Here is a 22,297-nt window from a genome sequence, read left to right as displayed (position 1 = left end):
CGGCAGCGTGTGAAGCGCATAACTGGTGTGGGAGCGAGCAAGTCGCCCCCACACGGGTTGTGTTTACATTCCGAATTTATCGCGCAGCCCGTAGTACCAAGCCCCCAGCGCCGCAAACGGCGTACGCAACATCTGCCCGCCCGGGAACGGGTAGTGCGGCAAATCCGCAAACGCATCAAAACGCTCAGCCTGCCCGCGCAATGCCTCAGCCAGTACTTTGCCTGCCAGGTGCGTGTACGTCACGCCATGGCCGCTACAGCCTTGTGAGTAATAGATGTTGTCGCCAAGACGGCCGACCTGGGGCAGGCGCGACAGGGTCAGCAGGAAATTGCCGGTCCAGGCGTAGTCGATCTTCACGTCTTTGAGTTGCGGGAATGCCTTGAGCATTTTCGGCCGGATGATTGCCTCGATATTCGCCGGATCCCGCGCGCCATACACCACGCCGCCGCCGAAGATCAGGCGCTTGTCACTGGTGAGGCGGTAGTAGTCGAGCAGGTAGTTGCAGTCTTCGACACAGTAATCCTGCGGCAACAGCGTCTTGGCCAATTCATCGCCAAGGGGGGCGGAGGTGATCACTTGGGTACCGCATGGCATCGACTTGGCCGCCAGCTCCGGCACCAGGTTGCCCAGGTAAGCGTTACCGGCAACGATAATGAATTTGGCCCGGACCCTGCCTTCGGCGGTGTGTACCACAGGGTTGGCGCCGCGCTCGATGCGTACCGCTGCCGATTGCTCATAAATCGTACCGCCCAGGGATTCCACGGCCGCCGCTTCGCCCAGTGCCAGGTTGAGCGGGTGGATATGCCCGCCGCTCATGTCCAGCAAACCGCCCACATAGTTGTCACAGGCCACCACTTCGCGGATGCGGCGCTCGTCGAGCAACTCAAGCTGCGTATGGCCGTAGCGCTCCCACAGGCGCTTCTGCGATTCCAGATGACCCATGTGCTTGCTGTTGAGTGCGGCAAATACACCGCCGTCCTTCAAGTCGCACTGGATCTGGTATTTAGCCACGCGCTCACGAATGATCTTGCCGCCTTCAAAGGCCATCTGCCCCAGCAACTGAGCCTGTTTGGGCCCGACACTGCGCTCGATCACATCGATATCACGGCTGTAGCTGTTGACGATCTGCCCGCCATTACGACCCGAGGCACCAAAACCCACCTTGGCGGCTTCCAGTACCGTGACGCGAAAGCCGTTCTCCAGCAAAAACAGCGCGCTGGAAAGCCCGGTATAGCCGGCACCAATCACACAGACATCGGTTTCGACCTCACCTTGCAGGGTTGGACGGGGTGGGGCTGCATTCGCGGAAGCGGCGTAATAGGACTGGGGGTAGGGGGTGTTCGCCATCCTGGAACCTCTGTTTTATATTTTTTACGAGTGCGGCGATCCTACCTGAGTTGAAAATTGCCTGCCAGCCACCCGGAAATCCCAGGTGTACCCGGCATAAATAAAAAATTCGCATATTCATAGGCTTAGCTGCAAAAAAGATGTTGACACCCCTCCGGAATTCCGTAGAATGCCGCCTCACAGCAGGCACGTAGCTCAGTTGGTTAGAGCACCACCTTGACATGGTGGGGGTCGTTGGTTCGAGTCCAATCGCGCCTACCAAACAAAATCCGCTCTGCTGGGCGGTGTGAGGGGGAATCCGAAAGGGTTCCCCTTTTTCTTTGCCTAAGAAAACGTTCACAAATTATAGGCTTCGTTCACACAAGGCAATGTGAACGTAGATCTTTACTTCCCCTGTTCACACTCATATTTGTGAACGACTCTACCTAACCCATTGATATACATGGCTCGTTCACTATCTTGTCTAGGTGGTGGTACGTTCGCAGGCTCACTCCCTTGCCCGTTGTTCGTACCTCACAAGGGCAGGCTGTCTAACCAACTGAGCTACGTGCCTGCTGTGAGGCGGGTACGCCTGTCGGTCACGCTCAACACACTACACTCTGTGGTGAATCCTGAACGCTCTATGTGCTGCTGTAGGGCTGGCGGGGGCGTCTCTCTAGGGGTGGGCAGGGGGTGTGGGGTGGGGTGCTTATGTATGCAATGGTGCTAGTTAATTTCTAATCAAAACTCCAGGGCTGGCATCTGCTAAAGGGCGCAGTGAGAGCAGAGTTGCCTCTGCTCTCGATCAGTCTTTAAGCGTATTGCGTCAGCTTCCAGGTCACCGATTTGCCGTCATAAGGTGGGAACCGGTTACCTTTGGCAATTGGCGCTGTCGTGCTTGGAGTGCCAACCACTGTCCAAATACCGCTTTCTGGGCAGCTCTGCCCTGTTGTCCCCGTAGTGCCAATTGGTGCCTTTGTCATCTTCGTCTCGCTCCTGTAGGTCAGTCGCAACTTCAAGGTTGCTCACGAAGCGTAGGCTATGATTTCAGTTTGGCATCACCCCGGTGGTATAATTTCCATTATGTTTGTAAGGGAATAATTCAGATGAAGTGGTTAGCTGCGTCAATTGTGTTTGCTGCGCTGGCCCTCTCGTACGCTATCAGTATGCCGTTTCGTGACTGCGTGGCTGGCTATGTGGCCCAAGCAAAATCCGATGATGCTTCTACGCGTGCATTGGCTGCTATGACCTGCCAAATTCGGCGGGGCTAGAGCTTGACGCTACTTACTGCACGGCGTATATCAGTAGCTGTGCAAACGGGCCTTGCGTAAGCTGAACTGTATGTCTCAGAAAGTGAGGCGCGTTGAAGTTAGTAACATCATAGCGAACCTTCAATGGTGTAGTGGTGGCGTGAACGCTGAGAGGACCGAGCCGGTGGTTTGTAAACAGGCCGAGGTGCCACCCTCAGAGGTGGATCGCTTAACCCTTCAGGCGTGGTTAGGGGGGCAGGTGACTGGTAGCTGAACTATCAGGCACAGAGGGCCTAGCCCCTGTGAAGAACGGCCAGTGTGGTAACGCATTGAGCACCCCTGAGGGGCATCTAGGTAAGCCTAGAATCTGAGCATCACGCTCTATCTGTCCTTGCTATGTTCAATGCTTACTGCTTTAAATTGAACGCTAGCCTCTAGTGTCAATACACCCCTCCTGTCTTAATAAATAATTATCTTGTTTTGGTGTCTACAAGCTTCATTCGTCGAATGTCTGCTGCATATTCTTCTTCGATGCGTTTGCTAATGGCAACTTCACGCTCCACTTCTAATTTACGTGGTCGTCCTACTGGTCTTACGCTACCTGTAATCTTGAGCATTTCCTTTACAGCACTGATATTTCCGTTGACTAGCTCTTGTTTCAATATCTCAATTGATTTGTCATGCCAGTAGATGCGGTGTTCCTCTTTCCAGCCCTGATCATCCGCATATGTATCCAGGGTGAGCATACTAATCCCCAAGCGCTTAGCTAATACGCAGTGGGAATTTGTCTCAATGTATTCTGTCTTGTCTTCTTGTGTGAATTTCATAGTCTGGCTCTGTGCTGCATCATTATAAATAGGGAGAGTGAATAGCTTATGGTGTTAAGCGCTATAGCGGTCATGCTGTAATCTTGCTTGATCTGAAGGATTACTAGTTGGGTGTACTGTAGGCAAAGTAGTATGGTTAAGATAAGTGTCGCGCTTTAGTTTGCTCTTGCAATCTCAATCTCTCGGAGGTCTAGCCTAGAGATGTATCCTACTGCCTGTAGGTTGAGACGTTCCTTAACCGCAATATCATAAAGGGCCTTGGGATTACCATGCTTGGAGATTATCTTTCTGGCTAGCCCCCTCTGAATAACGATGCTACGTATAACTGTGGATCTTAGATCTGGAATTCTGATGATGTCATTGTCTGACATTCTACGGTCCTTGATTGGTTGTTGTCTTAACGTCAGTGCGTGACAGAAGCAAAAGCAAGAGCACGCCACGGAGTGGCATACGCACAAAGAAAAGATCAAGAGCGATACACTGGTAGGTGGTCTGCTTTTGACTCTCTCTTTAATGCGTGCTCTTTGTCAGCTTGCTGACGTTGCTCTTGATCTTAAGCATAAGATTAGTGGTCTTGTATGCTATCAAAGATCAAAAACCCTTAAAGGTCTTTAAGAGAAAATGATCTGAGTATTGACGCCGTTGATCTTTATTAGGCTGCTTGCTCTAGGCCTTTGGTCCAGCGTTTAACAGTTGGGTAGGGGATGCCAAGTTCTTTAGCAATGTGTTGGCGACTCATGCCAGTTTCAATCAGGAGAGAGATTACCTCTGCGTGTTGCTGAGCTTTGGCTTTCTTCTTTTCAGATTCTTGCTTCTCCCAAGGACTCATGGCAAGTTCTGTATTTATAGAAGCAAGGCGACCAAGTTTTTCTTTTAGATACTCTGCCATTTCCATGCTTTGGACAAAGAGAGTGACAGGTTCAGTGCTGCTCCTATCTCTAAGTGATGTTCTGGCTACAGCTTGTAAGGTGCTCTCATAGAAGCGCTCGAACTCAATAGCCTTTCGTACCTCAGTAACAGGAACCCCCAGCATGTCGCCTAGAGTGTGAAAGCTTAGAGCGTCATCAGGGCTAACATTCCCATGCTGTAGGCATATAGCAATGTGTCTGTCTTGATAGCCGTTAATGCCTCTGCTATCAATTGGTAGCTTGGTTATGCTTTCACTGAAGTTATACTGCATCCATTGATGCGCAAAGGCTAACCCCTTCTCGTCTCCTACCATCGCAGTGATGCAGCGTAGCCAGTCGGCCAGCTGTACTCCCTCGTCCCACGTATCAGCAGGCTTACCATTGCGCTGCATCATGCTCTGAGTCTTTGAGTATTTTGTTGTCAGGAATGGGTGAAGCTCAACACGCTTTCCGTAGCCATCGAATTCTGGTGTGAATATTGATGGCTCAAACTGCCAGCCTTGGTAGGTGGCATGAATACCTAGAAGCGTATCCTTCACATTGTTAGCCAGGATATGAACGCTATTCGCATTTGAGAAGGCTGGTAGGAAATCTCTATACTTCACAATGCGTACAAGCCGCTTGCCCTTGGGCGTCTGCGCCTCTACTTCAACTCTGCACTTGGGAGTAAGCATTGCTTTGAGTACGTCTAGTGCCGAGTCACTGAGGGCGCTGCTGTCTTTTGCCTTAATCATATTCTCAACGAGAGCTATGTTTTCAAGCTTCAGAGTTGCTTTCTTTTCGGCGTTTATCGTTAGGTAATTACCTAGGCTTCCAAGGTAGCTAATGCTATCGAACTGATAGCCCTTACAGTCTGATACGCTGGGAACCTCATCCACCACCAGTTCCCACCCTTCAAGCAATCGCGAGTCTACGCGTCTCAAGGCTTCATGTGTGACCATAACCAAAGGTTGTGTGCTTGCGGCTAGTACCTTTTCCAAGTGCGCAATAACGTGCTCCACTGTGTCGGACGTTATAACCAAAGGAGATATTCCCGCTTTTAGATTGATAGTAAGGGCAAGCTCTTTGATGAGAACGTTGGTAGGCATTGCATAGACTATCTTGTTGGTGTGGATGAGTGAGGGTAGCGCTTCGATAAACTTGGTGGATTTTCCGCTTCCTGGTAGGGCTTCTGCTACGTGTATAACCTGGGACTCACTTAGGCTCAATCAGTTTTCCTTCTTTGATTAGGTCGTTTACCAGTTTCATAATGTAGCTTGGGTGTGTGAAGCTGCCTGTAAGCTCATCGGGTATAGACTTGCTCCCTTTGATTGTCAGCACCTGATAGTAGCCATATTGGGTCATCCCATACTCAACAAACTTGTAGTCGCGAATGCCAGTGATGAGTTTATTCTTTTGCTCAATGCTGCAATCAATTGCCCCTAGCTCAGAGCGACGCTCTTGCAAGCCCTTTAGGTCAGAGTCACTCATGTAAGTGTTTCCCATTAGTTACCTCCTTGTTTATAGGTGGCACGGATAGCAGCCATAAGTTCAGCTTGTTCCCTCTGCGTGGCTCCAGTGAGAATGCTTTTAGAGGTGCCTGTTACATTGCCATGTTCATCACGCTGTAGAATGCTCTTCTTGGCTTGAGGGGCGAAGGCTTGGTAAGCATTGTCAGCATCCATTAGCTGTCTGACGAGCGGGTCAGATTTATACATATCGTCCGTCACTTGTTGTTTAGACGCTTTCCATTGGGCTAGGGCATCCTTGGAAGAGGATAGTGCGTTTCCTTTAGGTTGAATCACTTCCTCAATAAGCTGGTAGCCGTTCTCAATCAGTTCTGTTAGCACTCCCATAGGAGAGTTACCTGTACGGCGTGCCAGTTCGTTAACGTCGGTCATGGTGATTGTTCTCATTGGTCTTGCTCCAGGGGAATTGTTTTATATTGATTGTAAGTTGTGGGCCCAAGACGCTTCTTTCGAAGCGCAATGAGTTCATGCTCTACAAAGTATTGGATGGTCTTGCTACATGAGCTAGAAGTTTTACCTGTTGCTGAAGAAAACTCTTCAAGCGAGATTTCACACCACCGTAACCCATCGTCACTCTTGTTTCTGATCATTACCCACACCAACTTACGGTCTGCTGTATTTAGGCGCATGATCTTACTTTCTATGATTTCCTCTATGCCCATCGCGCTCTCTCTTTCTTCCTCTCTGATTTCTTGTTGTGGAAAGTCCACCATTTAGGCAATAAAAAAGACCGCAACCTAATGACTCTGTGTAAGCAGTTCTAGGAAGCATCTTTAATCTATATATGCTATTACTCCTTTTTTGGGGTAAAGGTCTACAAGCACCCTGCAAATTAGTTTCTATCCGTAACTCTGAGTCATGCCCATCCCATTACTCCTCCAATAACTTAATGCCACTGTAAGCTCCTGTGAGCGCCTACAGCAGCAGCTGGCTATACTGGTGGCGCTGCGTCTTCCATCGTCGTTCCTGCCGCCCTATAGGGCGTTTAATCAATCAGATGAAGTACATCCTTGGCGTTCAAGTGGGAGTATCTAGCTACAGACCTAGTATCCCTGTGCCCTGACACAATCATTATCTGAGCGTTGTTGAATCCCTTCTTGGCTACGTTGGTGATGCGTGTGTGCCTCAATTGGTGGAGCCTGACGCTATCATCCAAGCCCGCCTTGTTCCTTGCCAACCTAACCGCCTGCGACACTGCATGAGGCGTGACGATAAATAGTCGTCCTTTGTGTGCCTTGTTCGTTACAGCGAGCCGCTGTGCCTCTTTCAGTAGCTCTATGGCTCGCATTGTCAGAGGCACAGACCTAGTGCCGTTCTTACCATCTACTACATCCGCAATACGCTCATCTAAGTGCAGGCATTGAGTTGTGAGCTTGAGTATTTCTGAGCGTCTCATGGCTGTCTCGTAAGCTACCTCCACGATGAGGGCCATGGTTGGGGATAGCTTGTTGAGCAACTGTCGAAGCTCGCCAGCACTGATTACCTTGTCGCTCGACTTGTCCGGCTTGGGTAGCGCTATGTCACTTACGGGGTTATGAATATCAATGAGCAGGCCACGCTTAGCGAACCTGAAGAAACGGGACATGAACGCTAGCTGTATGCGACAGGTAGCAGGCTTGACCGTCTGTAGACGCTTCAGCTTGAAGTCATTGACTAGCTGAGGGGTGATGTCATGGATTGACTGAGGGAAGGCAGCAAAGAGCTGATCAACAATCTTAATTGCATGGTCATAGCTACCCTTGCCCTTGAGCATGGTTTCGCAATAGGTCATGCCAAGGGTGTACAGGGTGTGCGTCTGATGAGTCTTGGTGACAGCCTCTAACTGGTCAGCCCATGCCTGGGCCAACGCTTGAGTGGGGAATGTTTTGGATTGCGGGGGGCTTCCTCTCAATCGAACCTGAGCGTTCCAGTTACCAGAGGGAAGGGAGCGAATGTTAGCCATGGTTGACGCCTCATAATGTGAATGGGCGTTTCCTTAGGGCTATTGGCTGCGGGGCCTAGCGCCTAGCATGGTGGCTCTTGACATGGTGGGGGTCGTTGGTTCGAGTCCAATCGCGCCTACCAAACAAAATCCGCTCTGCTGGGCGGTCTGGAAGGGCTCACCGAAAGGTGGGCCCTTTTTTGTTGTCTGGAATTTGGGCAATAGCCACCCCTACACGGCTCAAGGCGTGTATTCAGGTTTGAACGCTCGATCAGCAGAACAGCGTAGCCACCGACAGCAGGCAAATTATCTGGACGAACACCTGGCAGCGTATTTCGCCAAACGTGGTCGCCATATCACTCATTTGTCCGGCATACATAGCGCGAGCCCTCATTGTCGGTATAACACCGTGAACGAACTGCAGGTACACACAGCTGCATGATGGAGTATAGGTTCTGATTGAGAATCTACACGGTTGAACGATTTTGAGCTCCTCATCAGGTTGGCTGCGCGACGTTCCCCCCCTGAGGCCTGGACTCTTTCTCCTGACAGCGGCCGACCGTCGGCGCCATCCCCCCACAAAATTTATTGGTGTGCAGCAACAATTTTTCTTGTTGGACACCCCCGGTCTCCAGACAGCAAAGTTGCCGCCACTGACGCTCGACCTTCCGGGTCAACAATAAAAAAACCGAGCCGACTGCACGCCACTTCCAAGCTGTGAGCCCTTTGCCCACATCCTGCTGTTATGGCGCCGCAGCGCGCACTAAAGGACCTCTGTGCCATGCAAACAGTTGTGAACCTATGGCCGCTGATCGGCGTGCTTGTCATCGTGGTCGGCTTTGTATTGCGCTTCAATCCGCTGTTGGTGGTCACCGCTGCCGCCATCGCCACCGGGCTTGCCGCCCAGTTCCCGCTGGAAAAAATTCTCGCCACCATGGGCGATGGTTTCCTTCAGACTCGTGCCCTGCAATTGATTCTTTTACTGCCGCTGGCGGTAATTGGCCTGTTGGAGCGCCATGGCCTGCGCCTGCACGCGCAGAACTGGATCGCCCGCTTCGAGCGCGCCACGGTTGGGCGCTTGTTGATCATTTATCTGTTTGTACGTGAGTCTACGGCGGCCATGGGGCTGACCAGCCTGGGTGGGCATCCGCAAATGGTGCGCCCACTGTTGGCGCCGATGGCCGAAGGTGCTGCGGAAAAACGCTACGGCAAGCTGCCAGACAAGCTGCGCCACAAGGTCTTGGCCATGTGTGCGGCCACCGATAACGTCGGGCTGTTTTTTGGTGAGGATATTTTTGTCGCCTTCGGTGCGATTGCGTTGATGCACACCTTCCTGTTGGGCTCGGGGATTGACGTGGAGCCGCTGCACATCGCGGTGTGGGGCATTCCGACGGCGATTTGTGCGTTCATCATTCATGCGATCCGCCTGCATCGTTTTGATCGACGATTAACCCGCGAAATGAGCCCGGCCACCACGTCCGTGGAGGCTGCTCAATGATCATTTCCATTCAATACCTTTATTGGCTCGCCGGTGTTCTGTTGCTGATCACTGCGGGCATGATCCTGCTCGATCGCACCCATCCCAAACGCTGGTCCAGCGCGCTGTTCTGGTTGTTGTTCGCCATTCCGTTCCTGGTGGGGGAGCGTCTGCCCTCGGTGGCCATCGGCATCGGTGTGGTGGTGATGGCGTTGATCGCCGGCTTGGGGGGCGTTGGTCGCGGCCAGCACGCCGAATTGCACGACAAGGCGTCCCGCGCCAGCGCCGGGCGTCTGGGACACAAGTTGTTTATCCCGGCCTTGGCGATTCCGTTGACCACGGTAATTGGCTCGGTATTGCTCAAGCACACCGAAATCGGCGGTGTACCGTTGCTGGACCCGAAGAACACCACCTTCGTCTCCCTCGGCATCGGCTGCCTGATTGCCCTGGGCCTGGCCTGCTGGCTGACCCGCGATACACCGGTACAAGCCCTGCGTGAATCCCGTCGCCTGACTGAAGCCCTGGGCTGGGCCATGGTGCTGCCGCAGATGCTGGCGATGCTTGGATTATTGTTCAACGAGGCCGGGGTGGGCACGGCAGTCGCCCACGTCACCACCACCTACATCAACCTGGACTACAAGCTGGTGGCGGTGATGGTCTATGTACTGGGCATGGCCCTGTTTACGGTGATCATGGGCAATGGTTTTGCGGCTTTCCCTGTGATGACTGGCGGCGTCGGCGTGCCGGTGCTGGTAGGGATTTATGGCGGCAACCCTGCGGTAATGGCGGCGATCGGTATGTTTTCCGGTTACTGCGGCACGTTGATGACGCCGATGGCGGCCAACTTCAATATCGTGCCGGCGGCGTTGCTGGAGTTGCCCGACAAGAACGCGGTGATCAAGGCGCAGATCCCCACCGCGCTGATGATGCTGGTGGTCAATATCGTGCTGCTTTACCTGTTGATGTGAGGTCACTATGCAAACTGTACTGCTGACGGGTTTCGAGCCCTTTGATAACGACCTGGTGAACCCGTCATGGGAGGCTGCACGCCAGTTGGATGGCGTGCAACTGGGCGAGGGTGCACGCATTGTCGCGCATTGCCTGCCCTGTGCATTTGCCACGGCGGGTGAACACCTGAGCCGATTGATCAGCGAGTTGAACCCGGCAATGGTGATTGCCACCGGCCTGGCGCCCGGGCGCAGCGAGATGTCTATCGAACGGGTAGCGATCAATATCAATGACGCACGCATCCCCGACAACCTCGGGCATCAGCCGATTGATACGCCAGTGGTAGCCGATGGCCCGGCCGCATACTTTTCGACATTGCCGATCAAGGCCATGGTCAAGGCGCTGCGTGACGCGGGGGTGGCGGCTGCCGTTTCGCAAACGGCGGGCACGTTCGTCTGCAACCAGGTGTTCTACCTTTTGCAGCACCGGCTGGTCGAGGCCGGGGTGCGCAGTGGGTTTATCCATGTGCCGAGCTCGCCGCCGGCCGATCAGCCGCCTTTGGTTGAGGCCTTGCGACTGGCGGTCTCGACGGCCTGGCTCACCCAAGCGGATGTGCGGGAAACAGGCGGGCAGGTGAGCTGACGGTCGGGCTGTGAATGGAGTTATTCGCGGGGCAACTTCGACTATAGTTCACGGGTGTATCCACCTTGGAAAACCATCATGATCAAGTACCCGAAGTTCGTGTCTGTCGCGTTGTCCCTCGCGCTGTTTGCGGGTAGCGGTCTTGCCCTGGCCGATCCCGGTAATGGCAAGGGGCAGGGTAATAACCAAGGGGGGCAGGGCCAGAGTAACAAGGGCGGTCAGGGGCAGGGCAATAACAAAGGCAATAACCCCGCAGGGCAGGCCTACGACAAGCCCAAGGGCAAGGGCGGCTCAGGTGGTCACGGCCCCAGCGTTGACCGAGGGAGCGTATTGAATGTGCTCGGCGGTTATCGCGATTACTGGAGCCCAGGGCCTGCATTGCCGCCGGGCATCCAGAAGAACCTGGCGCGTGGCAAGCCGCTGCCACCCGGTATCGCCAAGAAACTCGATGGTCGCCTGCTGGGGCGGCTGCCTCACTACGACGGTTATGAATGGCAGCAAGCGGGAACCGATTTGATTCTGGTCGCCATCGCCAGCGGCATCATCTACGAAGTACTCAATGGCGCCTTTGATTGAGCGGGATAACCCTCACGCCTCCTGTGCGGGGAAAAACAATTCAAAGCAGGTCACGCCGTCTTCACTGCTGACGCCATACCGACCGTTATGCAGCTGCATGATGGTCGCCACAATCGACAATCCCAGTCCATTGGACTGGGATGAGCATTCACGGGATTCATCCACCCGGTAAAAACGTTCGAACAGCCTGGGCAAATGCTCCGCGGCAATGGTTGCACCCTGGTTGCTGACCTTGATGCAAGTGCCCTCGACTGTCGGGATGGCCTGGATGCTCAGCTCGGTGTTCGGCGCGCCATACTTGATGGCATTGGCACACAGGTTCGCCAGGGCACGGCGCAGCAGCATCGGTTCCGCCCAGATCACACCTTCGCCCACGCCAACGATGTGCATACCCACATCACCGGCCAAGCCCTCGAAATAATCGGCGATGCGCTCCACTTCATCGGCTGCGTCCAGCGCCTGGCGCTGACGCAGGGCGCTGGCCGGGTCGGTGCGGGCCAGGAACAGCATGTTGTCGAGCATCCGTGCCAGGCGTTCAAGCTCTTCAACGTTTGAGGCCAGCAGTTGCTGATAGTCTTCAATAGCGCGGCTCTGTTGCAGCGCGACCTGGGTTTCACCGAGCAAGTTATTGATGGGGGTGCGCAGTTCATGGGCCATATCGGTGGACACCTGGCCCAGTTGAATAAAACCTTTGGCCAGCCGTTCAAGCATGGTGTTGAAGGCGTCAATCATCGGCAGCAGCTCCTTGGGCGCGCCTTGGCTGCCCAGGCGCTCGGCCAGGTTGTTCACGCCGATGCCCTGTGCATGTCCGGCCAGGCGCCGCAAGGGCACCAGCCCACGGTGTACCAGCACATAACCAACCAAGGCGAGAATGACCGCCGCGATGCTGGCCAGGATAAAAACACTCAAGCGATAACTGGCAAGCATGGCTGTGCGTTCAGCCATCAGGCGCCCGACGGTGACTTGCAGGCTCCCCAGGTCACCGGTGTCGATGAAAGCCGCCACGGTGGCGAAGGGCACGCCATCTACGCCGGGCAAATGGTGTACGTCGGCGAGTCCAAGGGCGTGGTCTTTTGCCACGGCCGGCACGGCCGGTATTTGAATGTTGCCCGGGTTGACGAGCAATAACGGAGTCTGCCCAGGTGCAGCGATGCTCAGTACCGACTCACTGTTGCCCAGCATGTTCTGGAACAGCTGGGGCTTGGTCTTGATCAGTTCGCGGGTATTGCCGTCATTGAGCACGTTGCGCAGTTGGTTGGCGCGCGAGATCAGCGCGGCGTCGTCACGCTTGATCAGCTCACGCTCCAGCTCGTGGTAGAGCGTCACGCCCAGGGTGGCCAGCAGGGCGAAGGCGAGCAGGGCAAAGATCAATGCCAGGCGCAGGGTCAGGGAATAATGGCGATCGCGCTTCATGGTTGGGTATCGAAGCGGTAGCCAATGCCGCGCACGCTGTGGATCAGCTTGAGCTGGAACGGGTCGTCGATTTTCAGGCGCAGGCGGCGTACGGCAACATCGACCACATTGGTGTCGCTGTCGAAGTTCATGTCCCACACCCGTGATGCGATCAGCGAGCGGGACAGCACCTGGTCCTGGTGGGTGGCGAACAGGTGCAGCAACGCGAATTCCTTGTTGGTCAGGGTAATGCGCGTACCGGCGCGGGTCACGCGGCGCTTGAGTACATCAATGTGCAGGTCGGCGATGTGCAGCTGTTCTTCTTCGCGGCTCGGGCCACGGCGGTTGAGGGTGCGCAGGCGTGCGACCAGTTCGGCGAAGGAGAAGGGTTTGATCAGGTAGTCGTCGGCACCCAGTTCAAGGCCCTTGATGCGGTCGGCGATGTCATCGCGAGCGGTGAGGAACAGCACCGGTGTATCGGACTCTTTGCGCAGGCGACGCAGCACTTCCCAACCATCCATTTTCGGCATCATCACGTCCAGCACGATCACGTCGTATGGTGTTTCCAGGGCCAGGTGCAAACCCTCTACGCCGTCGCGCGCCAGGCTCACCGAGTGGCCAAGCTCCTGCAAGCCATTGAGCAGGTAATTGCCGGCCTTGGGTTCGTCTTCGACTACGAGGATGTTCATGGAAAGTGTCCTGCTTCAATAAGTGGCGCAAGTGTAGCCCGATCAATTGTCACTGGCGCAACCGACGCCCTGGACCTGGTAATCGAGTAGGTGTTCGCGGCCCTGATGGTCCAGGTAGCGCAAGTGCGCCGGGACAATCCCGCATTGGCCAGAGATGTCGGTGCTCGAAAGCACCTTGGCGACATCCAGGTGTAGGAAGAAGCCGGTTTTGTCGTGGATGACATCGCTGGCAGACGTTGCGTCGGCAGCGAAGGCAGAACCGGTGGCGAGCAAGGCGGCAAAGCTCAGGGCGAACAGTTTCATGGCGGTCTCTCTCGTGGCTGGGGGCTGCCGGGTTGGCAGTGAGTTCACAGTAACCAGGCGACCCCAACAGCCAACCAACAGGATCATGACAAGTTCGTCATTCTTGGTTCGAGCCTGGCGCGTGGGCAATGACTGTCCGGTCGAGGAGACTCTACGTTTACAAGCGCCGAGGTGATCCGTAGATTGCAGGGGTCCAGCTCATGAGGAAGCCGCGCAGTGTCCATCCCAACTTCATCCGTGTTCAACCGGCGTTACCGCGCTTTCCTGTTCGATATGGATGGGACCCTGCTCAACTCCATCGCTGCGGCCGAACGTGTATGGAGCATCTGGGCCGAGCGCCATGGTCTGGATGTGGAAGCGTTTCTGCCTACCATTCATGGCGCGCGTGCGATTGATACGATCACCCGCCAGGCGTTGCCGGGTGTCGATCCAGAAGTTGAAGCCCAGTGGATTACCGACGCGGAGCTCAACGATGTCGACGGCGTTGTAGCGATTCCCGGCGCAGTGGAGTTTTTGAAAGGCTTGCCTGCGGCTCAATGGGCGCTGGTCACGTCTGCTCCCAAGGCGCTGGCATTACGTCGACTGCAAGCGGCAGGCATTCCCTTGCCGACCGTGTGGGTGACGGCCGAAGACGTGGCCAACGGTAAGCCCGACCCTGCGTGCTATTTATTGGGCGCCAAACGCCTGGGGGTGTCGGTTGAGGACAGCCTGGTGTTCGAAGACGCCACGGTTGGCATTCGAGCAGGTGAAGCAGCGGGGGCGGATGTTGTGGTTGTCACCTCGGCACACTTGGAGCCCATGGTGACTGCACACGCTTGCATCAACGACTACGGCGATTTATGCACTGAGCATGGCGCTGATGGCTTGTTGTCTTTGCTCAAGCTGGCGCCGTGATACGCAGCAGGTCCTCAGCGTGTGGTTTTCTGATGGGCACGATGCGCTGCGCGCTGGCATAGCTTGCGCAAGATAACTTTTTGGATGGGTTTGAGGCAGAACACCAGCAGGTAGCCGCAGAGAAGAAGCGCCAGGTCCAGCCAGGAATGGGCGTCGGGATCGGCGCCCTCGACTTCGACTCTCAGCCCATACCCAAGCGCCAGGAAGGCCACCCCGATCAGCAGGGCGATCATCCAGGATCTGGAAACAAGAGGTGGCGTCGCGGCTGGCCTCATCGACGTATTCCTGAATGCATTCGGATGGCAGGATAAAATGTCAGAAATTGGGCTGCGAATATTTCAACAAGTTCCAGATGCCCAGACAGTTTCATCTTGCAGCGAAGGGGCATGCTCAAAGCGCACTGGTCAGTCTGGAAGACGCGAGCAGGCCGATTGGGTTTTCGCCAGCCATTACAGTGAACGAAAGGGCTGGCTACTGGAGGCGTTTCAAGGCGTCTGGTTTTTGTCGGGTGCAGTCAGGCCGGCCTGGATGCGCTGGTAAATCTCCTCGCGATGCACGGCAACGTCCTTGGGTGCGTTGATGCCGATTCGTACTTGCTGGCCGCTAACGCCCAGAATGGTGATCGTAATGTCATCACCGATGTTTATGCTTTCACCAACTTTGCGGGTGAGTATAAGCATGGACTTCTCCTTGATTACTTTTAAGGACACATGTGTCAGACAGGGCAGGTGTCGGATGTGTGTAGCTTACTGCGAAGCGCTTCCCTGTGGCTGCCTCTTTTAGGACGCATAGAGGCGACATTAATTCCCATGGCGGCATCATACAGGTCGCGATACATCATTCGCATTGTTTAAGCCAACGTTTATGACGGCCAGAATAGACAGTGAATGGTAAAGTCGCCTCTTTATCCTCAAAGGAGCAGGGCAGTGCGTAAAGTAGCGATGGCAATTGTGGTGTTGGCGTTGGCCGGATGCGGTGAAGGTAAATCGGTCGATGCGCCCAAGGCCAAGCCTGCCGTGACCGAAAGCCTGCCACAAATCGGCGCGATTGCCGCTCAGGAATGGGATGTGCGCGTCGGCCCGCCAGACCACAAGCTGCAGGCGATCACCGACCTGACCGCCTGGTTGCTGGAGCATGGTTTCAATTTTTATATCGTGAAGGCCGACGGCAAGGATGAGGTGCTGTTGGGTCCGTTCGCAACCAGGGCCGAGGCCGAGGCCAAACAAGCCTTGCTCAACGAAAAGATGGCCCGCGCGAAGAAAACCGACACTGTGTCTGAAATTATCGAACACAACCCCGCGCAGTGACGTGCCAAGTGGGCGGCAACCCCGCCCACGTTCAACCGCAGGCTTTGAGATTCACCGGGCCGACAAACTCGTTGCCCCGCCCCATCACGCAGGCCACGGTCTGGTTGCGCTGGCGCTCCCAGGTTTGCACCGGGTAAGTCTTGTTCCAGGCTTCATACAGCTGTCGATCCTGCTTCGACAGGCGCAGCCCGTATTGCTTGCTCATATAAAAATACGTGCGTGCGATCATGCCGCGAATGGACGGGCGTGGCATGACCTTCTTGGCCTTGAAATCCACTTGGGTCAGGCAAGAGCCGTACTGCCCACTTTGCACGGGCAGCCAGCCAAAGCTGAAGTTGTTACGGTCGCCATTCACTTCGCCGATGCTCGGCACCAGATTGTGCAGGTCCGCCTCGGCGCGCTTGAACACATCGTCGTGGCGCGTGCAGTTCTTTCGCCCGCCGTTTTGCCAGCATTGGCGCTGATGCCCGATTTGCCAGGCCGGCACGATGTGTTCCCACTCGATGCGCGCGGCGCGATTGGCGTTTTTGCGCGGGATGTAACCGCAGGCTTTCAAATTCACGCGGTTACCGGTGTATTTGCAGCCGCAATAGAATTCGGTCGATTGGGGTGCGTAAAGCTTCCAGGCGATTTTCTTGGCTTCGCTGAAGGTGCGAGGGGCTTGGGCGTTGGCGGTTACGCTTAAAAACAGACAGCACACAGCAATAAAACGGGCACTCACAATCAATCTTCCTTCGGCACAACCCAAAAAATCTGCACGCCACCGTCATCCCGATAGGCGAGGGTGACGTTGTCGTTTTCTGCAATTTCTTCCAGTAGACGTTGCCACACGTCTTCCGGCTCATCGGGTAAACGGAAGAGCAAGGCTGCCTTGGCTTTCTGTGCGTTGGTCGAATTGATGATCTTTTGCACGCGAATAGCCAGGCGCTGATAGGCGTCAGGCGCCGCAGGTGCTGCGGAAGAGGGCTTTGCCACGGAGCATTCCTTAATTTGCTGTACGCACATACAGTATTTAACTGTAGGCGATTTCGCAACTGCTTAAATTTCAAGAAGTTCGTCTGACAGCTATTCGGGAAGTTTGTTGAGAAGGGGGAGCAATTGTGGGAGCGAGCAAGCTCGCTCCCACAGGTCGATCAGCAGTAATCAGTATTCCCAGAACATGCGTTGCAGCTCTTTGCTGTCCTGGGTCTTGGTCAGGGCTACCATGGCCAGGATGCGAGCTTTCTGCGGGTTCAGGTCCAGAGCCGCAACCCAGTCGTATTTGTCGTCTGGTTGTTCAGCGTTACGCAGAACCATACCGCCGGCGTTGACGTGGGAGGAGCGAATGATCTGTACGCCTTGCTTGCGCAATTCGACCAGCGCGGGAACGACTTTCGAGGATACCGAACCGTTACCGGTACCGGCGTGGATGATGGCCTTGGCGCCAGCTTGGGCCAGTGCTTTGTAGGCAGTGTCGCTCACGTTGCCATAGCCGTAGGCAATTTCAACGTCAGGCAGGCTCTTGATGGTCTTGATGTCGAATTCCGAATCCATGGTGTGACGCTTGGCCGGCAGGCGGAACCAGTAGGATTTGCCTTCAACGACCATGCCCAGCGGGCCCCACGGGCTCTTGAATGCCTCGGTCTTGATGTTGATCATCTTGCTGACGTCACGACCCGATTGGATTTCGTCGTTCATGGTCACCAGCACGCCTTTGCCCCGTGCATCCTTGCTACCTGCAACAGCGACTGCGTTATACAGGTTGAGCATACCGTCAGCCGACATGGCCGTACCCGGACGCATGGAGCCGACCACGACGATAGGCTTGTCGGTTTTTTCTACCAGGTTCAGGAAGTAGGCAGTTTCTTCAAGGGTGTCGGTGCCGTGAGTGATCACGATGCCATCCACGTCCTTGCTGTCAGCCAGTTCGGCGACGCGGCGACCCAGTTGCAGCAGGTTTTCGTTGTTGATGCTTTCAGAAGCAATTTGCATCACTTGTTCGCCGCGTACGTTGGCGATCTGGCTAAGCTCAGGAACGCCGGCGATCAGTTGTTCGATGCCGACTTTGGCTGCCTGGTACGTAGCACTGTTGGCCGCACTGGCACCGGCGCCAGCAATGGTGCCGCCTGTGGCAAGGATCACTACGTTGGACAGTTTGGTTTTGTTTTCGACTTCTTTTGCCTGTGCGGCAAGGGGGAACAGCAGCAGCAGGGCCATGGCGCCCGGGACAAAGTTCTTCAATGCAGATTTCATTATTTTTCTCTCTGGTTTTTGATGAGTGCTGTAGCCGGTTCATCTAGAACACCCGGGCGGTTCTGAACGCCGCGAGGTGCAGGGGAAAAGCAGGATTTGTACCAGGCCGAGTGTGTGGTTCTTCTTAAATTAACGTATTGATTTAAAACAACTTATGAGAATTTTCAAGCTTGTTTTGAGTGAGTGGCGTCCGGCTTTCCGAACGGTGGAGGGGTAGTGTGTTCGGTAGTCCGACAGTCCTGTCATAAGATTCGAGTGCGATTAGCGTCAACACCTGTCGTTTTAGAGAGTGCGAGAAAGAGGTTGCCTTAAACGTTTCAGTCCCCAAGGCAGGTTGAACCAGGCCGCGGGCATGGGATTGAAAGGCCAGTTTCTACCGTTGACAAATCCCGACAAGGTTCTCATAGTTTGCTCAACGCAAACGTTTGCGAGATGTTTCACGAGCACTCCAGGAGTTTCGTGACAGCTCGTATCAGCCGCCCGGGTGGGAGGGCCGCCGAAGAGGTCTTCGGTGCAAGCGTTGCTCACAATAATCATAAGATCGGAGTGAACCCATGAAGCTGCCATTCGCTGGACGTCTTCTTGCTGTCGCTGTGCTTGCCGCATCCGCTGCTTTGCCTCTCTCTTCTGCACTTGCTGATGACGCTGCCAAAACACCTACTGTTGGTTTGGTCATGAAGTCCCTGGCCAATGAGTTCTTCGTCACCATGACCGACGGTGCCAAGGACTACCAGAAAGCGCACCCAGCAGAGTTCAAGCTGATCTCCAACGGGATCAAGAACGAAACAGACACCAGTGCGCAGATCGCCATCGTCAACGAGATGATCAACTCCAAGGTAGACGCGCTTGTCATTGCTCCCGCCGACTCCAAGGCACTCGCCAGTGTGCTGAAGAAGGCTTCTGATGCCGGTATCAAGGTCGTCAACATCGACAATCGCCTGGATCCGGAGGTACTCAAAAGCAAAAACCTCGATATCCCGTTCGTAGGTCCGGACAACCGCAAAGGCTCCAAGCTGGTGGGCGACTACCTGGCCAAGCAACTGGCCGCGGGTGACAAGGTTGGCATCATCGAAGGTGTACCTACTACGACTAACGCCCAGCAGCGCACCGCAGGCTTCAAGGATGCGATGGACGCTGCAGGCATGAAGATTGTTTCCACCCAATCCGGCAACTGGGAAATCGACCAGGGCAACAAGATTGCTGCAGCGATGCTGAGCGAAACGCCGGATATCAAGGCGCTGCTGGCCGGTAACGACAACATGGCCCTGGGCGCTGTCTCCGCCGTGCGTGCGGCAGGCAAGGCCGGCAAGGTATTGGTGGTGGGCTACGACAACATTGATGCGATCAAGCCAATGCTCAAGGATGGTCGTGTGTTGGCCACCGCTGACCAGGCTGCCGCGCAACAAGCAGTATTCGGTATCCAGAACGCATTGAAGCTGGTCAAGGGTGAGAAGGTCGATGCCAAAGATGGCGTGATCGAAACCCCGGTCGAACTCGTCATCAAGCAGTAATCCCGGCAGTACCCAACAGCGCTCGCTCGTCCTGAGCGGGCGCCTGGAGATTTTCCTATGTCATCTTCCGCCCCGAACGCTGTCCTCTCGGTCAGCGGTATCGGCAAGACCTATGCCCAGCCGGTTCTGTCCGACATCACCCTGACGCTCAATCGCGGGGAAGTGCTCGCGCTGACCGGTGAGAACGGCGCAGGCAAAAGTACCTTGTCGAAGATCATCGGCGGCCTGGTCACACCGACTACCGGGCACATGCAGTTCAACGGTCAGGAATACTGCCCCGCCAGCCGCACCCAGGCCGAAGCCTTGGGCGTGCGCATGGTCATGCAGGAACTCAACCTGCTGCCGACCCTGACGGTGGCTGAAAACCTGTTTCTGGATAACCTGCCGAGCAACTGTGGCTGGATCAGCCGCAAGCAACTGCGCAAAGCCGCGATCGAGGCCATGGCTCAAGTTGGCCTGGATGCGATCGACCCCGACACCTTGGTTGGCAGCCTGGGCATTGGCCACCAGCAAATGGTCGAGATTGCGCGCAACCTGATCGGCGACTGCCACGTCCTGATTCTCGACGAACCCACGGCCATGCTCACCGCCCGTGAAGTCGAGATGCTGTTTGAGCAAATCACCCGTCTGCAGGCCCGGGGCGTGGCGATCATTTATATTTCACACCGGCTGGAAGAGCTGGCCCGTGTCGCCCAGCGCATTGCGGTACTGCGCGACGGCAAGCTGGTCTGCGTCGAGCCGATGGCCAATTACAACAGTGAGCAACTGGTGACCTTGATGGTCGGTCGCGAGCTGGGCGAACACATTGACCTGGGCCCGCGCACCATCGGCGAACCGGCCTTGACGGTGAAGGGCCTGAGCCGTTCGGACAAGGTTCGCGACGTGTCCTTCGAAGTGCGCGCCGGTGAGATCTACGGTATTTCCGGACTGATCGGCGCCGGCCGCACTGAGTTGCTGCGCCTGATCTTCGGTGCCGACCAGGCCGACAGCGGCACCGTGGCCCTGGGGTCGCCGGCCAGGGTGGTCAGTATTCGCTCGCCAGTGGATGCGGTTGGTCATGGTATCGCCCTGATCACCGAAGACCGCAAGGGCGAGGGCCTGCTGCTGACCCAATCGATCAGCGCCAATATCGCCTTGGGCAACATGCCGGAAATTTCCGGTGGTGGCGTCGTCAATAGCCGCAACGAAACCGCCCTGGCCAAACGCCAGATCGACGCCATGCGTATCCGCAGTTCCAGCCCGGGGCAATTGGTGTCCGAGCTGTCGGGCGGCAACCAGCAAAAAGTAGTGATTGGCCGCTGGCTGGAGCGCGATTGTGCGGTGATGCTGTTCGATGAGCCCACACGAGGCATCGATGTCGGCGCCAAGTTCGACATCTATGCGTTGCTTGGCGAACTGACTCGCCAGGGCAAGGCCTTGGTGGTGGTGTCCAGCGACCTGCGTGAACTGATGCTGATCTGTGATCGCATCGGGGTGTTGTCCGCGGGGCGCCTGATCGAGACCTTCGAGCGTGACAGCTGGACCCAGGACGAATTGCTCGCCGCCGCCTTTGCCGGCTATCAGAAACGTGATGCGCTGCTCAATGAGGCAGCGCCTAGGAATACCCCATGAAAACAAGCATTTCCCCCGGTAAAACTGGCGGCAACTTCTATGGCCTGGGTACTTACCTGGGGCTGGCGGGTGCCTTGCTGGCGATGATTGCGCTGTTCTCGGTACTCAGCGACCACTTCCTGTCCTACGACACCTTCAGCACCCTGGCCAACCAGATTCCGGACCTGATGGTGCTGGCGGTGGGCATGACCTTCATCCTGATCATCGGCGGCATCGACCTGTCGGTAGGTTCGGTGCTGGCATTGGCGGCATCGGCGGTCAGCGTGGCAATCCTGGGCTGGGGCTGGAGCGTGTTGCCGGCTGCGCTACTGGGCATGGGCTGCGCTGCATTGGCCGGGACCATCACCGGCTCCATCACCGTGGCCTGGCGTATCCCGTCATTTATCGTGTCTTTGGGTGTGCTGGAGATGGCCCGGGGCGTGGCCTATCAAATGACGGGCTCGCGCACCGCTTATATCGGTGACTCGTTTGCCTGGCTGTCCAACCCGATTGCTTTCGGTATTTCCCCGTCGTTCATCATTGCGCTGCTGGTGATCATTGCGGCTCAGTTGGTGCTGACCCGCACTGTCTTCGGGCGTTACCTGATCGGCATCGGCACTAACGAAGAAGCAGTGCGCCTGGCTGGCATTAATCCCAAGCCATACAAGATTCTGGTGTTCAGCCTGATGGGCCTGTTGGCCGGTGTAGCTGCGCTGTTCCAGATCTCGCGCCTGGAGGCGGCAGACCCGAATGCTGGTTCAGGCCTGGAGCTGCAGGTAATCGCCGCGGTGGTAATCGGCGGCACCAGCCTGATGGGCGGGCGCGGTTCGGTCATCAGTACGTTCTTCGGTGTATTGATCATTTCGGTATTGGCGGCAGGGCTTGCGCAGATCGGCGCTACGGAACCCACCAAACGCATCATTACCGGTGCTGTGATCGTGATCGCCGTGGTCCTCGATACTTACCGCAGCCAGCGCGCCAGTCGGCGGGGCTGAG

General features: G+C 55.7%; 23 protein-coding genes and 1 tRNA gene. 10 read left to right on the top strand and 14 right to left on the bottom strand.

What is annotated here, in order from left to right; all coding sequences use genetic code 11:
- Window positions 1-63: 63 nt before the first annotated feature.
- Window positions 64-1,347 (bottom strand): NAD(P)/FAD-dependent oxidoreductase, encoded by a 1,284-nt coding sequence (locus PSEBG33_RS09320; protein ID WP_005789728.1) that lies wholly within the window; start codon window positions 1,345-1,347, stop codon window positions 64-66.
- Window positions 1,348-1,531: 184 nt separating this feature from the next.
- Here PSEBG33_RS09320 and PSEBG33_RS09325 point away from each other — a divergent pair.
- Window positions 1,532-1,608, top strand: a tRNA-Val gene (locus tag PSEBG33_RS09325).
- A 1,438-nt stretch (window positions 1,609-3,046) separates the two neighbouring features.
- Here the strand turns inward: PSEBG33_RS09325 and PSEBG33_RS27595 are convergent.
- The 5 genes from PSEBG33_RS27595 to PSEBG33_RS27570 all read right to left on the bottom strand — a co-directional run bounded on the left by PSEBG33_RS27595 (window position 3,047) and on the right by PSEBG33_RS27570 (window position 7,761).
- Complete coding sequence (locus PSEBG33_RS27595) at window positions 3,047-3,403, bottom strand: hypothetical protein (protein ID WP_032803646.1); 357 nt, start codon at window positions 3,401-3,403, stop codon at window positions 3,047-3,049.
- A gap of 652 nt (window positions 3,404-4,055) precedes the next feature.
- Entirely contained in the window at window positions 4,056-5,519 is a 1,464-nt protein-coding gene (locus PSEBG33_RS09330) for a helix-turn-helix domain-containing protein (RefSeq protein WP_005789726.1), read from the bottom strand.
- The gene (locus tag PSEBG33_RS27585) at window positions 5,506-5,781 is read right to left on the bottom strand and encodes a hypothetical protein (protein ID WP_157264167.1); all 276 of its coding nucleotides are present in this window, start codon (window positions 5,779-5,781) and stop codon (window positions 5,506-5,508) included. The genes PSEBG33_RS09330 and PSEBG33_RS27585 overlap by 14 nt, the downstream gene beginning before the upstream one ends.
- A gap of 14 nt (window positions 5,782-5,795) precedes the next feature.
- Window positions 5,796-6,191 carry a hypothetical protein gene (locus PSEBG33_RS27580; protein WP_157264165.1) on the bottom strand — a complete coding sequence of 132 codons (396 nt, stop codon included), beginning with the start codon at window positions 6,189-6,191 and terminating at the stop codon, window positions 5,796-5,798.
- A 613-nt stretch (window positions 6,192-6,804) separates the two neighbouring features.
- Window positions 6,805-7,761: a tyrosine-type recombinase/integrase gene (locus PSEBG33_RS27570; RefSeq protein ID WP_032803638.1), complete on the bottom strand. Its 957-nt coding sequence runs from the start codon at window positions 7,759-7,761 to the stop codon at window positions 6,805-6,807.
- A gap of 760 nt (window positions 7,762-8,521) precedes the next feature.
- On the opposite strand from PSEBG33_RS27570, the gene PSEBG33_RS09335 reads away from it, so the two are divergent.
- From PSEBG33_RS09335 to PSEBG33_RS09350, 4 genes are all read left to right on the top strand, one after another.
- The gene (locus PSEBG33_RS09335) at window positions 8,522-9,238 is read left to right on the top strand and encodes a DUF969 domain-containing protein (RefSeq protein ID WP_005789724.1); all 717 of its coding nucleotides are present in this window, start codon (window positions 8,522-8,524) and stop codon (window positions 9,236-9,238) included.
- Window positions 9,235-10,185 carry a DUF979 domain-containing protein gene (locus PSEBG33_RS09340; RefSeq protein WP_005789722.1) on the top strand — a complete coding sequence of 317 codons (951 nt, stop codon included), beginning with the start codon at window positions 9,235-9,237 and terminating at the stop codon, window positions 10,183-10,185. The genes PSEBG33_RS09335 and PSEBG33_RS09340 overlap by 4 nt, the downstream gene beginning before the upstream one ends.
- 7 nt (window positions 10,186-10,192) lie before the next feature.
- Window positions 10,193-10,807 carry a pyroglutamyl-peptidase I gene (pcp, locus tag PSEBG33_RS09345; RefSeq protein WP_005789720.1) on the top strand — a complete coding sequence of 205 codons (615 nt, stop codon included), beginning with the start codon at window positions 10,193-10,195 and terminating at the stop codon, window positions 10,805-10,807.
- A 78-nt stretch (window positions 10,808-10,885) separates the two neighbouring features.
- On the top strand, window positions 10,886-11,383 hold the full coding sequence (locus tag PSEBG33_RS09350) for an anti-virulence regulator CigR family protein (RefSeq protein ID WP_005789718.1): 498 nt from the start codon (window positions 10,886-10,888) through the stop codon (window positions 11,381-11,383).
- A gap of 12 nt (window positions 11,384-11,395) precedes the next feature.
- On the opposite strand, the gene PSEBG33_RS09355 is transcribed toward PSEBG33_RS09350, so the two are convergent.
- Genes PSEBG33_RS09355 through PSEBG33_RS09365 form a run of 3 tightly spaced genes read right to left on the bottom strand, consistent with a single transcriptional unit; the run spans window position 11,396 to window position 13,767 of the window.
- Window positions 11,396-12,796: a heavy metal sensor histidine kinase gene (locus tag PSEBG33_RS09355; RefSeq protein ID WP_005789716.1), complete on the bottom strand. Its 1,401-nt coding sequence runs from the start codon at window positions 12,794-12,796 to the stop codon at window positions 11,396-11,398.
- Complete coding sequence (locus PSEBG33_RS09360; protein WP_005789715.1) at window positions 12,793-13,464, bottom strand: heavy metal response regulator transcription factor; 672 nt, start codon at window positions 13,462-13,464, stop codon at window positions 12,793-12,795. The genes PSEBG33_RS09355 and PSEBG33_RS09360 overlap by 4 nt, the downstream gene beginning before the upstream one ends.
- A gap of 42 nt (window positions 13,465-13,506) precedes the next feature.
- On the bottom strand, window positions 13,507-13,767 hold the full coding sequence (locus PSEBG33_RS09365) for a DUF2790 domain-containing protein (RefSeq protein ID WP_005789713.1): 261 nt from the start codon (window positions 13,765-13,767) through the stop codon (window positions 13,507-13,509).
- Between the two features lie 216 nt (window positions 13,768-13,983).
- Between PSEBG33_RS09365 and PSEBG33_RS09370 the strand changes: the two genes are divergently transcribed.
- Window positions 13,984-14,661 carry an HAD-IA family hydrolase gene (locus PSEBG33_RS09370; RefSeq protein WP_005789712.1) on the top strand — a complete coding sequence of 226 codons (678 nt, stop codon included), beginning with the start codon at window positions 13,984-13,986 and terminating at the stop codon, window positions 14,659-14,661.
- Window positions 14,662-14,675: 14 nt separating this feature from the next.
- On the opposite strand, the gene PSEBG33_RS09375 is transcribed toward PSEBG33_RS09370, so the two are convergent.
- Both PSEBG33_RS09375 and csrA read right to left on the bottom strand, forming a co-directional pair.
- On the bottom strand, window positions 14,676-14,936 hold the full coding sequence (locus tag PSEBG33_RS09375) for a hypothetical protein (protein WP_005789710.1): 261 nt from the start codon (window positions 14,934-14,936) through the stop codon (window positions 14,676-14,678).
- 210 nt (window positions 14,937-15,146) lie between these two features.
- Window positions 15,147-15,341: a carbon storage regulator CsrA gene (gene csrA / locus PSEBG33_RS09380; protein ID WP_003192511.1), complete on the bottom strand. Its 195-nt coding sequence runs from the start codon at window positions 15,339-15,341 to the stop codon at window positions 15,147-15,149.
- A gap of 261 nt (window positions 15,342-15,602) precedes the next feature.
- Here csrA and PSEBG33_RS09385 point away from each other — a divergent pair, with 261 nt between their 5' ends.
- A complete protein-coding gene (locus tag PSEBG33_RS09385; protein ID WP_157264225.1) occupies window positions 15,603-15,968 on the top strand; it encodes an SPOR domain-containing protein in 366 nt (121 codons plus the stop codon).
- A 31-nt stretch (window positions 15,969-15,999) separates the two neighbouring features.
- On the opposite strand, the gene PSEBG33_RS09390 is transcribed toward PSEBG33_RS09385, so the two are convergent.
- The 3 genes from PSEBG33_RS09390 to PSEBG33_RS09400 form a co-directional block, all read right to left on the bottom strand.
- Entirely contained in the window at window positions 16,000-16,689 is a 690-nt protein-coding gene (locus tag PSEBG33_RS09390) for an endonuclease (RefSeq protein ID WP_005789706.1), read from the bottom strand.
- Window positions 16,690-16,691: 2 nt separating this feature from the next.
- On the bottom strand, window positions 16,692-16,943 hold the full coding sequence (locus PSEBG33_RS09395) for a DUF1654 domain-containing protein (RefSeq protein ID WP_005789704.1): 252 nt from the start codon (window positions 16,941-16,943) through the stop codon (window positions 16,692-16,694).
- Between the two features lie 168 nt (window positions 16,944-17,111).
- A complete protein-coding gene (locus tag PSEBG33_RS09400) occupies window positions 17,112-18,200 on the bottom strand; it encodes an asparaginase (protein ID WP_005789702.1) in 1,089 nt (362 codons plus the stop codon).
- A 554-nt stretch (window positions 18,201-18,754) separates the two neighbouring features.
- Here PSEBG33_RS09400 and PSEBG33_RS09405 point away from each other — a divergent pair.
- From PSEBG33_RS09405 to PSEBG33_RS09415, 3 genes are read left to right on the top strand one after another with little or no spacing between them, the layout of a single operon-like run.
- On the top strand, window positions 18,755-19,711 hold the full coding sequence (locus tag PSEBG33_RS09405) for a sugar ABC transporter substrate-binding protein (RefSeq protein ID WP_005789700.1): 957 nt from the start codon (window positions 18,755-18,757) through the stop codon (window positions 19,709-19,711).
- Window positions 19,712-19,768: 57 nt separating this feature from the next.
- Window positions 19,769-21,322 (top strand): sugar ABC transporter ATP-binding protein, encoded by a 1,554-nt coding sequence (locus PSEBG33_RS09410; RefSeq protein WP_005789698.1) that lies wholly within the window; start codon window positions 19,769-19,771, stop codon window positions 21,320-21,322.
- The gene (locus PSEBG33_RS09415; RefSeq protein ID WP_003192502.1) at window positions 21,319-22,296 is read left to right on the top strand and encodes an ABC transporter permease; all 978 of its coding nucleotides are present in this window, start codon (window positions 21,319-21,321) and stop codon (window positions 22,294-22,296) included. The genes PSEBG33_RS09410 and PSEBG33_RS09415 overlap by 4 nt, the downstream gene beginning before the upstream one ends.
- Window position 22,297: the final 1 nt, after the last annotated feature.

The organism is Pseudomonas synxantha BG33R (assembly GCF_000263715.2).
In the GTDB taxonomy this organism is placed as follows: Bacteria; Pseudomonadota; Gammaproteobacteria; order Pseudomonadales; family Pseudomonadaceae; genus Aquipseudomonas; species Aquipseudomonas synxantha_A.
The sequence above is the reverse complement of the archived record's forward strand: the minus strand, read 5'-3'. Positions and strand labels throughout refer to the sequence as shown.